The 13,087-nt window shown below is 73.8% G+C and carries 10 protein-coding genes; 4 read left to right on the forward strand and 6 right to left on the reverse strand.

Translation table 11 applies throughout. The features are described from left to right. Positions 1-46: 46 nt before the first annotated feature. The 4 genes from JAO84_RS33835 to JAO84_RS33850 form a co-directional block, all read right to left on the reverse strand. Positions 47-745, reverse strand: coding sequence for a cytochrome b/b6 domain-containing protein (locus JAO84_RS33835; RefSeq protein WP_370416269.1), 699 nt, complete (start codon positions 743-745; stop codon positions 47-49). After that, a complete protein-coding gene (locus JAO84_RS33840; protein WP_370416270.1) occupies positions 729-1,442 on the reverse strand; it encodes a molybdopterin-dependent oxidoreductase in 714 nt (237 codons plus the stop codon). The genes JAO84_RS33835 and JAO84_RS33840 overlap by 17 nt, the downstream gene beginning before the upstream one ends. A gap of 90 nt (positions 1,443-1,532) precedes the next feature. Beyond that, positions 1,533-2,219, reverse strand: a complete 687-nt coding sequence (locus JAO84_RS33845; RefSeq protein WP_370416271.1) for a hypothetical protein — start codon at positions 2,217-2,219, stop codon at positions 1,533-1,535. Positions 2,220-2,297: 78 nt separating this feature from the next. Next, on the reverse strand, positions 2,298-3,803 hold the full coding sequence (locus JAO84_RS33850; protein ID WP_370416272.1) for an alpha/beta hydrolase: 1,506 nt from the start codon (positions 3,801-3,803) through the stop codon (positions 2,298-2,300). 98 nt (positions 3,804-3,901) lie between these two features. On the opposite strand from JAO84_RS33850, the gene JAO84_RS33855 reads away from it, so the two are divergent. Then, positions 3,902-4,837, forward strand: coding sequence for a MerR family transcriptional regulator (locus JAO84_RS33855; RefSeq protein WP_370416274.1), 936 nt, complete (start codon positions 3,902-3,904; stop codon positions 4,835-4,837). A 74-nt stretch (positions 4,838-4,911) separates the two neighbouring features. Here JAO84_RS33855 and JAO84_RS33860 read toward each other — a convergent pair whose 3' ends face one another. Together JAO84_RS33860 and JAO84_RS33865 are read right to left on the reverse strand one after the other, a co-directional pair. Beyond that, entirely contained in the window at positions 4,912-7,824 is a 2,913-nt protein-coding gene (locus tag JAO84_RS33860) for a BTAD domain-containing putative transcriptional regulator (RefSeq protein WP_370416275.1), read from the reverse strand. A gap of 102 nt (positions 7,825-7,926) precedes the next feature. Continuing rightward, the gene (locus JAO84_RS33865) at positions 7,927-8,706 is read right to left on the reverse strand and encodes an NPP1 family protein (protein ID WP_370416276.1); all 780 of its coding nucleotides are present in this window, start codon (positions 8,704-8,706) and stop codon (positions 7,927-7,929) included. Between the two features lie 580 nt (positions 8,707-9,286). On the opposite strand from JAO84_RS33865, the gene JAO84_RS33870 reads away from it, so the two are divergent. The 3 genes from JAO84_RS33870 (at position 9,287) to JAO84_RS33880 (ending at position 13,036) form a co-directional block, all read left to right on the forward strand. Continuing rightward, complete coding sequence (locus JAO84_RS33870; protein ID WP_370416277.1) at positions 9,287-9,946, forward strand: hypothetical protein; 660 nt, start codon at positions 9,287-9,289, stop codon at positions 9,944-9,946. Between the two features lie 141 nt (positions 9,947-10,087). Further along, on the forward strand, positions 10,088-11,188 hold the full coding sequence (locus tag JAO84_RS33875; protein ID WP_370416278.1) for an LCP family protein: 1,101 nt from the start codon (positions 10,088-10,090) through the stop codon (positions 11,186-11,188). Between the two features lie 171 nt (positions 11,189-11,359). Continuing rightward, entirely contained in the window at positions 11,360-13,036 is a 1,677-nt protein-coding gene (locus tag JAO84_RS33880; protein WP_370416279.1) for a carbohydrate binding domain-containing protein, read from the forward strand. The last annotated feature ends 51 nt before the right edge of the window (positions 13,037-13,087 follow it).

The following is a 13,087-nucleotide window of genomic DNA, read 5'->3' on the forward strand; positions in this document are numbered from 1 at the left end:
ACGCTAGAGGGCCGAGGCCCCGGTCCGGCCGCACCACGACCACCCGTCACTTTTCCGTAAGAGCTCGCCGTTCCCGTCTCCAGTACGGGTGCTCCCGCGCGGCCCAGTCGCGGTCCACCAGACCGGTGCGCATCCCGAGCCGGGCCTCCGGATCCCGCGCCGCCATCCGGATGTGCCCGGCCGCCACCACGGCGACGGCCGCGGCGAGCCAGTCGTGGACGAACGTCGCACCCGTCCGCACCGACGGCGGCGCGAGGTGGGTGAGCCACATCAGCAGCCCGGTACCGACGAGCACGAGCATCGTCCCGAGCGTCCACTGCGCATACAGCTTCTGCCCGGCGTTGAACTTCCCCGCCGGGCGGTACGGATCACGGGACCGCACCGCCCGCAGCCACGCCCGGTCGAGCGGGGTGAACCGGCTGAGCCGGGCCGCGTCCGCGCGCAGCGCCCGGAAGAGCAGTCCGAGCAGCAGGGGTACGGGCAGGGCGAGACCGCACCACACGTGCACGGTCACGACAAGCCGGCGGCGCCCGACCAGTTCGGCCAGGGGCGTCACGTACAGACAGGCGGCGGTGGCCAGGCAGGTCAGCATCAGCGCCGCGGTGGTGCGATGCGCCCAGCGCACGGGGCGGGCGAAGCGCAGCAGACGGCCGGGGCCGGGGCCGGGGCCAGAGCGGGATTCGGAGCCGGATTCGGGGTCGGAGCCGGATTCGAAGTCGGAGGCGGAGTCAGGCAGTCGGCGCATCGTCCCGCCCGTTCGACCGGCCGACCCAGGCGTCGACGTCGTAGCCGTACCGCTCCCAGTAGCCCGGCCGCACCGTCGGGGTGACGGTGATGCCCGACAGCCACTTGGCGGACTTGTAGAAGTACATCGGCGCCACATACAGCCGTACCGGCCCGCCGTGGGCATGGGAGACCGGGGCGTCCTGCATCCGCAGCGCCAGCAGGACGTCGTCACGGCGCGCCTGATCGAGCGTGAGGCTCTCGGTGTACGTGCCGTCGAAGCAGGTGAACCGCACCGCGCCGGCCCCCGCCCGGACCCCCGCGACGTCCAGGAGGTGCGCGAGGGAGACGCCCTCGAACGGTGTGTCCGGCACCCGCCAGCCGGTCACACACTGCACGTCCCGCACGATGCGGCGCTGCGGCATGGCCCGCAGGTCGGCCAGGCGGTAGCGGGCCGGCCGGTCGACCAGGCCGTCCACCGTCAGCGCGTAGGTCCGCTCGGTGCGGGCCGGCACCGAGGAGACCACGGAGTAGTAGCGGAAGCCGCCGCCGCCCGGCAGCAGCGCGGTCAGCCCGGTCGGATCCTTGGCGGCGACGGCGCTCTGGGCCTGCTGGAGGTACGGTCCCGCCGCGACGCCGGCGGCGCCGAGCCCGAGCAGACCGAGGACGACGCGGCGGCCCACGGGGGTGCCTCGGGGGTGTTCGTCTGTGCTGTTCACGCCCCCGATACGACCAGCTCTCCCCGCCCGGGAACAGGGCCGGCGCCGTTCCGTCAGACTTTCGTCATCAGTCCCTCGCGGCTGCTGCCACTACTGCCGGGCGGCGGCCTGCTCGTCGGGAGCCGTCACGGTCGCCGCCTTGCCTTCCTGGAGTTCCTGAAGGCGCTTGAGCGTCGCGGCGAGCACGGCCTGGGTGCCCGACGGGTCGCCCGCGGTTCCGCCCTCGGTGCGCACCCGGATGTTGACCTTGCCCGAACGCACGTACCCGTAGACGGAGTCCTCGCTGAGACCGGGGTTGACGACGAGCGTGTTCTCGTCGCCCACGGGGACCTTCGGGCTCTGCTGCTTGCTCGTCTCGGTGCCCTTCCAGGCCACGTACTGGCGGTGGGCGTCCTCGGCCGTCTTGAACAGACAGATGTGTATGTGCGTCATGTCGATCGTGGAGCCGTTGTACTCGTACGAGGCGTCACTGCCGCGGAGCCAGCCCGCCGGGGCGGAGTCGGCGCCCTTCGTGCCGTTGCAGTACTGCCCGTCCGTCACCGACTTGTCGTCGTGCAGGGTCCAGCCGGGAAGGGTCTCGCCGTCGCCGAGCAGGGCCTGCGAGAGGTGGGCCTGGCTGAGTTCCTCGGTGATCGGCCGCGGAGCGGCCGCCGGCTTGTCCTCCTTCTTCTTCTGCGTGCCGTCGGCCGGGGCGGACCCGTCGCCGCCGGAGGAACAGGCGGTGAGCGCGGCCATCCCGACGAGGGCGGTGGCGAGGGTGAGACGTATGCGTGACATGGACACACACTATCGACTGGTGATCTTGGTGGCGGCCACGTCCGGGCCGCGCGGGGCGGCCCGGACGTGGCCCGGGGTTCAGCGACCCGCCGTCAGATGCCGTACGACCGAGGCGGCGGCCCTGGTCACCGCCTCCCGGGTCTCGGGAAGGTGGTCGATCGCCTCGAAACCGTGGTGGGCGAGCGGCACGTCGATCAGCTCCACCTCCGCGCCCGTGCGCTCCGCGACCGCCAGGAACGCGTCGACCGTCTCCTGGAACGGCGGATGCTCCAGGCCCGCCCGGGTCAGCACGACCGGCGGGCTCGCCGCCGTCAGCGCCTCCGCCGGACGGAAGCGGGCGTCCACCTGGCGCCAGTCGGACAGCGGCGCGAGCACCGGATAGTTCAGCGCCACGCAGCGCAGCCACGGCGGCGGGGCCGCGAGCCAGTCCGCCGCGAGCAGGCCGCCGCCGGAGAAGATCCACAGCGCGATCCGGTCCGGGTCCACCCGCGGGTCCGTCCGGAGCAGCTCAAGGGCCCGCGCCAGGTCCCCGGCGGCGTGCGGATAGTCCGCGAGGCCGTACAGCCGGTGGTCGAGCGTGACGCCCACGACGCCGAGACCCGCCACGTAACGCCCGTACCCCTGGAAGAAGGCGCTGTCCCGCGGCGTCGGCTTCTGGTCCGGCGACACCGGCCCGCCGTGCACGAACAGCACGGCCGGGCGCGGCCCCTCGGCCTCCGGGAGGTACAGGTCGATCGGTCCGTGCCGCTCGGACGGCCGCTCCGGTACGTCGAGCAGGAAGCCCCCGCCCTCGAAGGGGGACGCCGTCTCCGGTACGGAGAGCCGCACGCCCTCGTCCGCCGCCGCCCCCAGCAGTGCCTCGGCGAGCGGGCCGGGCGCGGACAGCATCGGCCAGTGACCGGTCTCCAGCTCGAAGAAGGTCACCGTGGGGGAGGCCAGCACCCGGAACCGCGGCGGGCCCGCGGCGAGCAGCATCTCCACGCCCGAGATCCCCGGGCCGTTCGCGGTGCACAGCACGCCCGTCGTCGGCCGGTCGAACGGGCTGCCGGTCAGCCGCAGCGGCTGGGTCAGGGTGCGCACCGGCTGCGGCGCGGCCAGCCGGTCGAGCCGGGCCAGATCCGCCGCCGACAGGCCCTCCGTACTGCCCCACCGTGCCCACTCCGCCCCCGACGGCGGGGGTACGAGCCCGTCCGCGCCGGCCCGCCCGACGGCGGTCGGGTCCGGGACGAAGGCGCTGGCCGGATCCCCGTCGCCCGGCAGCCCCGCGTCCAGGTAGACCACCCGCGCGATCCGCCCGGCCCGCCGGTCGGCGGCGCCGAGGACGGGGTGGATGCCGTAGTCGTGCCCGACGAGGACGACCTCGCCCGCGTCCGGGCCGGTCCCCGCCTCGTCGATCGCCCGCAGCACGTCCCCGATGTGCGTCTCCAGGTCCGTCTCCGTCTGCGTACCGGCGCGCTCGTCGCCCGCCATGCCGGTGAGCGTCACCGGGTACGCGGCGGCCCCGGCCCTCCGCAGCCGCTCCGCCACCTCGTCCCAGACCCAGCCGCCGGTGAAGGGCCCGGACACCAACACGAAAGCGGTCATCGCCCTCTCCTCTCCTCGCGTCGTTCGTTCCGTTCGCGGGGAACCGTAGGAACTCCCCCAGGGGGAGGTTCAAGGCGAGCGCCGTTAGGGTCGGGAGCGTGGGGGCCGAGAACGAGGTGTGGAGCATCGGGGAGCTCGCCGAACGGGCGGGCGTCTCCGTCAAGACCGTGCGCTACTACTCCGAGCGCGGGCTGCTGCCGGAGGGCGGACGGACCGGCGGCGGACACCGGCGGTACGGGCCGGGGGCGTTGGAGCGGCTGCGCTCGATCCGGGCGCTGCGCGCCCTGGAGCTCCCGGTGACGGACGTGGGCCGAGTGCTCGACCAGGGGGCCGCCTGGGAGGACGTCGTCGCGGGCCGGCTGCGCGAGGTGGAACGGCGGATGACGGCGCTGCGCTGGCACGAGGCCTCGCTGCGGCTGCTCCGCGACGCCCCAGCGGCCGAACGGGCCGAACGCCTGCGGCTGCTCGGCGGGTTGGCGACGCCGCCGGACACGACCGCGCTGGCCCGGTTCTGGCGGCGCACCCTGCCCGTACGGTTCCCGGCGCGGCTCGCGGCCGCCGTCGTGGACGTCGCGGTCCCGGAACCGCCCGCCGACCCCACCCCCGCGCAGGTCCTGGCGTACGCCCGGCTCCACGCCCTCGTCGCCGCGGTACCCGCCCCGGCCGTCCACCTCGCCGGCGTACCGCACCGCCCGAGCGCGCTCTACGAGGGCCTCGCCGAGGCGTACGACCTGGCGGCGGCGCACCGGACCGAGGCCCTGGACCGCTTCGTCGCCGCCTACGCCGACGCCCTCACTACCCGCGACACCCCCGCCTTCCGGCGCCGCCTCGCCCGTCTCCTCGCCACGGGCGCGGACCCCCTGATCGGCCGCTACTGGCACCTCGTCGGCGAACTCCGCGCCCCGGAACACGGCCCCACGGCGGGCGCCCTGCACGGCCGCATGTGCCTGGCCCTCAAACGGGACGTCACGGCGGAGGCGGGCGCGGGGACGGAACCATGGCCGGATCCGTCGGCCGGGGTGTGGGGCGAGTAGCCCCCCCCGCCCCTCCCGTCCTCCGCCGCCCGCCATCCGTCGCCCGTCAGCCCCCGCCCGTCAGCCCCCGCCCGTCAGCCCTCGACCGTCTCTCGCAGGCGCCTGAGCTCCTTCTCCGCGCGCTGAACCGTTTCCTTGTAGCCGTGGGCCAGGCCCAGTTCGCGGGCGCGGGTGAGAGCGGGTGCGGCGGCGGTGGGGTCGCCGAGGTCGAGGAGGGCGGCGCCCATGGTGGCGGTGAGCATGCTGTGGCGGACGCCGAGGAGGCCGTTGACGGTGTCGCCGTCGAGGGTGAGGCCGCGGCGGGCGCAGGCGAGGGCGCCGGCGGGGTCACCCGCGGCGAGGAGCTGCTGGGCGCGGTGCTCCAGGGCGAGGAGTTCGGTGATGACGTCGTCGCCGTCCCGGACGAGGGCGATCGCGCGGGCGGTGTGCGCGAGGGACTCCTCGGTGACGCCGGAGGCGTCGAGCGCGACCGCCAGGTTGACCAGGGCGGTCGCCTCGCTGGACGGCTCGCCGGCGCGGGCCGCGAGGCCGGGGGCGAGGCGGAGGTGGACCAGGGCCTCGGGAAGGCGCTCCTCCTGGGTGAGGAGCCAGCCGAGCAGCGCGCGGGCCCGGGACTCGGCGTCCGGGTCGTGCTCGCGGGCGGTCGAGTCGACCGCCGCCTCCAGGAGCGGCACCCAGCCGTCGTGGCTGTTCCACAGCATGTACGGCCACTGGAGCAGGGCGAGCCGCCAGGCCCGGTCGTGGTGCCCGGCCGCCCGGGCGGCGGCGACCGCCGCGGCGAGGTTGTCGCGCTCGGCCGCGTACCAGAGCAGCGCCGCGTCCCGGCCCGCGAAGTGCGGCGTGGCGGGCGGCCGGTGGGCGTCCCCGGGCAGCGTGCAGCACGGCAGGTCGTCGGGCTCGGCCGTCTTCGTCGCCGCCATCGCCGTGTACATGTAGTGGTCGAGCAGCCGCAGCAGCGCCGCGTCGTCGGGGCGCAGTCGCCGCGCGTAGAGCCGGACCAGATCGTGCAGGGTGTGCCGGCCCGGCGCGTACTCGGTGAGCAGGTGCGCGTCGCAGAGCCGGTCCAGGGCCTCGGCGGCGACCGCCGGCGGCCGTTCGAGGAGCGCCGCCGCCGCATTCCGGTCCAGATCGGGGCCGGGCAGCGCGCCGATCTGCCGGAACAGCCGGGCCGCCTCCTCCGGCAGCCCCTGCACGGTGAGGTGCAGCGCGGCGGCCACGCCCTGCCCGTCGGGGCCCGCGCAGCCGTCCACCGAAAGCAGGGCGAGCCGCCGCTGTTCGTCGGCGAGTTCGGCGGCCAGATCGGACAGGCGCCAGTGCGGGCGTGCGGCCAGCTGCGCCGCCGTGACCCGCAGCGCGAGCGGCAGCCCGTCGCAGAGCGAGGCGAGCAGCCGCGCGGCGGCCGGCTCGGCGGCCACCCGGTCGGCGCCGACGGCCGCCGCGAGCAGCGCCGCCGACTCGTCGACTCCGAGCACGCCAAGGGGCACCGGCCGGGCCAGTTCGGAGACGACGAGCCCGCCGAGCCGCAGCCGGGAGGTCACCACGGCGGCGCTGCGCGCGCCGGCCGGCAGCAGCGGGCCGGCGGTGTCGGCGCCGCGCACGTTGTCGAGGACGACCAGCAGCGCCCGGTCCTCGGTCAGCGAGCGGTACAGCGCGGCGGCGGCCGTCGGCGACTCCGGCACCCGGCGCGGCGGCACGCCGAGCGCGAGCAGGAACTCCCGCAGGACATCGCCCGCGTCCAGACCCTCGTCGGGGCTGAAACCGCGCAGGTCGGCGTAGAGCACACCGTCGGGGAAGCGCGGCGCCCGCCGGTGCGCCCACTGGAGGGCGAGCGCCGTCTTCCCGACCCCGGCGGGCCCGGTGACGATCGCGACGCGGGCGGCGTCCACGGCCGCGTCCAGCTCCTCCAGTTCGCGCTCGCGCCCGAGGAAGCCGCGCGGGGTACGGGGCAGCAGATCGGGCGCGGGCCACTGCGGGGCCCCGGCACCGGCGACCGGACCCGGACCCGTTCCCGTACGCGTGGCCGCACCGTCGACCGGCATCTCCGCCCAGGCGTGATGACCGGCCGGGCCGGGGACGGCGCCGGCACCAGTACCCGCACCAGGGCGCGTCCCGGGCCCGGCGTCCGCGTCCCGTACCGCCGCCGAGGAGGGCGTGATCTCGTCGGTCGCGGCGGGCCGCGGCGGGTGCTCGGCCGGCCCCGGCCCGTCGGCGACGGTGGCGACGGCGACCGTCTGCGGGGGCGTGGTCGTCAGGCCGCGCAGCACCGCCTCGTACGCGGCGCGCAGCGCCGGGCCCGGGTCCACGCCGAGCTCGTCGGCGAGCAGGCCCCGGGTGCGGTGGTAGCAGTCGAGCGCGTCCGACTGGTGGCCCGCGCGGTACAGCGACAGCATCAGGGCCGCCGTCAGGGACTCGCGCAGCGGGTTCGCCGAGGCCTCGGCGCGCAGGACGGCCGCGGCCCGGGTGTGCTCGCCCAGCCGCCCGTACGCCGCCGCGAGCTGCTCGACCGTGACCAGCCGGGTCTCCTCCAGGGCCTGCGCGGCGACGAGCAGCGGCTCGCTGGCCACCGTCCCGGTCAGCGCCGGGCCGCGCCACAGCGCGAGCGCCTCCCGCAGCATCAGGACGGCGTCGCCCGGGTGCTTCTGGTGCCCGGCGAGCTGGACCAGCTCCTCGAAGCGGTGGGTGTCGAGGAGCTGGTCCGGCATGCGCAGCTCGTAGGCCTGGGAACGGGTGGCAAGCTCCACCCCGTAGTCGTCCGCGCCGCCCTGCTCGAACAGCGCGCGCAGCCGGGAGACATGCCCCTGGACCACGGTGCGGGCCCGGGCCGGCGGGTCCTCCGCCCACACCGTGTCGATCAGCCGGTCGACGGGTACGACGGAGTTGGCGCGCAGCAGCAACGCCGCGAGCACGCTTCTCCGCTTGGCGGGGCCGAGCGGCAGCTCACCCGCCTCGGCCGTGATGGACACCGTCCCGAGCAGGCGGAACTCCACCCAGCCCTCCCTGTCGCCTCGATCCCGTGGGCCTTCCAGTATCCCCAATGCCGGGACCGGGTCGTTCGACAAGCGGCCGGTTTCGGCCCCTTCCGGGCGTGTCTAGGCGTTCGGGTCGAAGGGGATGCCCGCCGGCTTGGCGTTCGACAGGGTGTACGAGAAGTCGGCGTCGTCGATCTTGAGGGTGGCCGAACCGAAGTTCGCCGCCGTCAGCCGGTCCCGCAGTCCGGCCGGGTAGCCGTTCCAGCCGACGAGGCGCGGGTAGAACCAGCCGCCGGTGGAGTTCTCGATCTGGTCGTCGGAGGAGTTGGCGAAGCGGTAGCAATGGGTGGACAGACCGTCCTTGTGGTAGACGATCTTGGGGTGGGTGCCGTCGAAGCGGATGGTCGAGCGGTCGGCGATCTGGTAGCCGCTGTGCTGCGAGGCCGACACGTACTTCACCTGGTTGTCGCTGATCCAGACGACGATGTGCTCCCAGTCGTGGGTGTGGCCGATCGCCAGCGGGCCCCAGGTCGCCTGGTCCTTCTCGTAGTAGCCGGCGTAGACCACGGCGCACCAGCCGTTGTTGCACTTGGCGCGGGAGTAGCTGTTCGCGGCGGCCAGCTGGGCCGGGTCGTGGCACTTGCCGTTGACCGTGCCGCCGAGCTTCAGACCGGGGTTGAGCGTTCCGTCGGAGCCGATGGCGGCGGTCATGTAGCAGCCGTCGGTGTCGAAGTCGTACGCCGGGGCGAAGGTCTGGTCGAGGCCGTCGGCGTTCTGCGGGAGCGGCGGGAGCACGGCCGCCTGGGCGGTCGCAGGGACGCCGACGACGAGTCCGAGGGCGCACAGCAGGGCGGCGAGCGCCGTACGGCGGCGCCGCCTCGGCGTGGAGGTCAGGTGCACGTCAACTCCTTGGGTGGGGGTGGTGCCAGACCTTCGCAGCCGCCCGCACGGAGCGTCAACCACCCTGAAGGGAACAGGGAGTTACGACTCCGGAACCGCCACCCGGAACGTCGGTGCCTCGCCGGTACGACAGGCGCGCGGCGGGGCGCGTGAGCCGTCAAGGCGCGCCCCCGGCTTCCCCGGATCGTGTGGGAGGGGCCCGTCGATCATCGAACCGGGCGCCGGGACACGGCAGGATCGGACGTGCCGGGGTCGTTTCCGAACGAGAGCCGTGGGGGCTCTCGGATCCCGTGCCGAGCGTCGTGCGCCGACATCGCCGCTCATCGCCGCCCCCGGGACGAGGCTCCGCTCCGGGGGCGGTGGCGTGTCCGAGTCGAATCCGGCGCACGGGATCCCGGTCAAGTGCGCAGCTGCGCCAACTTTCTGACAAGTCGTCAGCCATGGCGGAAAACCTGCCTGGACGTCACTACCGGTCGGTTCTACTCTCAAGTCACTTCTCTTGAGCCACTGCGCGTGTCCCCCCACCCCACGCGCATCCGCACCTCCTCGCTCCCCACACACCGCAACCGAGGAGATCCCCATGTCCAAGCTGCTCGTCTCCGCGACCGGACTCGCCGCGGCCGCCGCCCTCGCCTTCGGCGGCGCCGGCACCCAGGCCGCCGCCTCCACCACGCTGCTGCCGGCCGGCCACTCCTTCGCCGCCAAGCTGACCGGCAAGGCCACCTTCGTGGCCGGGTCCACCACCATGACCTGCACGGTCTCCGCGTCCGTGTCCGGCACCGGCGCCAACAACCAGGTCCCGGCCGCACCCGCCAACCACAACGACGCCGGGCCGGTCAGCGCCACCATCAATCCGCCCACCTTCAGCGGCTGCACCACCAGCGTCTTCGGCGTCAGCGTGAGCGTCACCGCCAACGCCACCAACGGCGCCTGGACGCTGTCCGCGCAGAACGGCGCCCCGGCCACCGGCGGCTTCACCATCCCCAAGGGCGGTGTCGTCCTCAAGACCAGCGGCTTCGCCACCTGCACCATCACCGCCTCGCCCGCCGGCCCCACCGCCGTCAACGGCACCTGGACCAACGGCGCCCCGTCCGCCCTCGCCATCAGCGGCGCTCCCGTCCCCGCCACCGTCACCGGCGGCTTCCTCTGCCCGACCGGCAACCAGTCCGCGACCTTCAGCGCCACGTACCAGATCACCGACACCACCGACCCCGCCCAGCAGATCACCGTGACCGGGTAACAACCGCCCGGTTCCCCCGACCCGATGCGCACCCCGCCGATCTTCGGCATCCTGGTGGCTTGAAGTACGCCCCCGGCAGGGTGCGTTGGGGGCCCGGTGGGGTGATCCGCGGCGGGGGCCGCGGAGGGGGGAGGCGCGACCATGAGCGCGCACGACATGCAGGAGCAGGCGGAAGAGCGGGAGCCCGCCGCCGAGCAGGACGTCACAGAGCAGGACGGTGCCGAACAGGACGGCGCCCCGCAGGGCCCCGCGCCCAGGAAGCGGCGCCGCCCCAAGGGGCGGACCGTCCTCCTGAGCGCCCTCGCGCTCTTCGTCGCGGCGGTGCTCCTGACCGCCGGGGCGGGCTACTGGGCGTACCAGCACTACACCGACCGGGTGCAGCGCATCCCGCAGACCTTCCCGACCAACGCGCCGGTGCCCGCCGCGTCCAAGGGCGGACAGAACTTCCTGCTCATGGGCCTCGACTCGCGCTCCGAGGTGCCCACCACCGGCAGCGACGCCAAGGGCAGGCTGTGGAAGTACGGCGACCAGCGCAGCGACGCGATGATGCTGGTGCACATCCCGGCCGACCACTCCGCCGCCTATGTCGTCTCGCTGCCCCGCGACTCCTGGGTGGACATCCCCGGCCGGGGCCGGGCCAAGCTCAACGCGGCCTTCTCCTGGGGCGGCCCGCCGCTGCTCATCGACACCGTGCAGCGGCTCACCGACGTCCGGGTCGACCACTTCGCCGTCATCGACTGGAACGGCTTCCGCAAGCTGACCGACGCCGTCGGCGGCGTGGACATCATCATGTCGGACGGCGAGCGCCGGCACCTGAACGGCGAACAGGCCCTGGACTACGTGGGGGAGCGCAAGGATCTCCCCAACGGCGACTTCGACCGCACCCACCGGCAGCAGAACTATCTGCGCACGGTCCTGGAGAAGGTGATGGACTCCGCCTCCCTCAAGGACCCGCTGCGACTGAAGGAGACTCTCGACATCTTCACCGAGACGGTCTCGGTCGACGAGCGCTTCGGCGACGACGAGATGCGCGAACTGGTCTGGAACATGCGGGAGGTGCGGTCCGGAGACATGACCTTCATGAACGCTCCGGTGAAGGGCACCGGTATGGAGAAGGGGCAGTCGGTGGTCTACCTCGACCGGGCGCGCTGCACGGCGCTCTGGCAGGCGTACAAGGACGACGAGGTCGGGGAGTACGTCGACACCCACCCGATCGACCGCCTTCGCCCCGCCACCAACTAGGCAGGTCAGAGGGGGAGTTGTGGCCCCCGGTGGGGTGCGGAAAACGGGCGGGGAGTGAGACGGGGGCTTGACGGACGCATTGGTCCAGTCCAATCTGTGACGCGCTTGTCCTCCCGCATTCCCCGGCAGTCCCCGCACGCCCCCGCCCCCACAACTCCCCCTGGAGGTACGGTGCTTGTCCGCAACCGCCTGGTGGCGACGCTCGGCGCGTCGCTCCTCGGCGCGGCGGCCCTGGTCGCCCTGCCCGCCCCCGCTCAGGCCGCCGAACTGCTGAGCAACCCGGGCTTCGAGTCCGGCACCCTGTCCGGCTGGAGCTGTTCCGGCGGCACCGGCTCCGTCGTCACCAGCCCCGTGCACAGCGGCACCAAGGCCCTCGCCGGTGCCGCGAGCGCGTCCGACAACGCCCGCTGCGCCCAGACCGTCGCCGTGCAGCCCAACACCACCTACACGCTGTCCGGTTGGGTGCGCGGCAACTACGTGTACCTCGGCGTCGACGGCGGAACCTCGACCTGGACCGCGTCCGCGCCCTCGTACCAGCGCCTGTCGCTCAGCTTCACCACCGGCGCGAGCCAGACCAGCGCCACCGTCTACACCCACGGCTGGTACGGCCAGGGCACCTACTACGCCGACGACATCAGCCTCGACGGCCCCGGCGGCGGAGGCGGCGGCACCGACACCCAGGCGCCGAGCGCGCCCACCGGCCTCCAGGTGGCGTCCAAGACCGCCTCCGCGGTGACCCTCACCTGGGCCGCGGCCACCGACAACGTCGGCGTCACCGGCTACGACGTCTACCAGGGCGCCACCAAGGTCAGCACGGTCACCGGCACCTCGGCCACCGTCGGCGGGCTCGCCGCGAGCACCTCGTACACCTTCACCGTGAAGGCCCGCGACGCCGCGGGCAACGTCTCGCCCGCCTCCAACACCGCCACCGTCACCACCGAGGCCGGCGGCGGGGGCGGCGGCACCGGCTTCAAGCAGGCCGCGCCCTACCTCTACCTCGGCTGGGGCAACCCGCCGGCGCCCGCCACCGTCATGAACGCCACCGGCATCAAGACCTTCACCATGGCCTTCATCCTCTCCTCCGGCGGCTGCAACCCGGCCTGGGACGGGCAGCGCCCGCTGACCGGCGGCGTCGACCAGTCCACCATCGCCGCCGTCCGCGCGGCCGGCGGTGACATCGTCCCGTCCATCGGCGGCTGGTCCGGCAACAAGCTCGGCCCCAACTGCTCGACCCCCGAGGCCCTGGCCGGCGCCTACCAGAAGGTCATCGACGCCTACGGCCTGAAGTCGATCGACGTCGACATCGAGAACACCGACGAGTTCGAGAACGCGGCCGTCCAGGACCGCATCCTCGGCGCCCTGAAGATCGTCAAGGCCAACAACCCCGGCCTGCGGACCATCCTCACCTTCGGCACCTCGACCACCGGCCCCACCTACTACGGCAACCGGCTGATCGAGCAGTCCAAGGCGCTCAACGCGAACATCGACGTCTTCACCATCATGCCCTTCGACTTCGGCGGCGGCGCCGACATGTACGGCAACACCGTCAACGCCGCCAACGGCCTGAAGAACAAGCTGAAGTCGGTCTACGGCTGGGACGACGCCACCGCCTACGCCCACGTCGGCATCTCCGGCATGAACGGCCTCTCCGACCAGCAGGAGGTCACCACGCAGCAGATCTGGACGCAGATCCGCGACTGGGCCAACGCCAACCACATCGCCCGGCTCGCCTTCTGGTCCGTCAACCGCGACCGCGGCTGCGCGGGCGGCGGCGTGACCGAGACCTGCTCCGGCATCGCCCAGAGCGACTGGGAGTTCACCCGGATCACCGCCGGTTTCACCGGCTGACCCGAGTCCCCGGGGCCCGGCCGGCCCCCCGTGACCGGCCGGGCCCCAGGA

Source organism: Streptomyces fradiae, from assembly GCF_041270065.1.
Classification (GTDB): Bacteria; Actinomycetota; Actinomycetes; order Streptomycetales; family Streptomycetaceae; genus Streptomyces.

Coding starts and splice junctions, on each gene's coding strand:
- JAO84_RS33875 (WP_370416278.1), top strand. CDS start 10,088: ATGAGCGCGCACGACATGCAGGAGCAGGCGGAAGAGCGGGAGCCCGCC.
- JAO84_RS33870 (WP_370416277.1), top strand. CDS start 9,287: ATGTCCAAGCTGCTCGTCTCCGCGACCGGACTCGCCGCGGCCGCCGCC.
- JAO84_RS33850 (WP_370416272.1), bottom strand. CDS start 3,803: ATGACCGCTTTCGTGTTGGTGTCCGGGCCCTTCACCGGCGGCTGGGTC.
- JAO84_RS33835 (WP_370416269.1), bottom strand. CDS start 745: ATGCGCCGACTGCCTGACTCCGCCTCCGACTTCGAATCCGGCTCCGAC.
- JAO84_RS33845 (WP_370416271.1), bottom strand. CDS start 2,219: ATGTCACGCATACGTCTCACCCTCGCCACCGCCCTCGTCGGGATGGCC.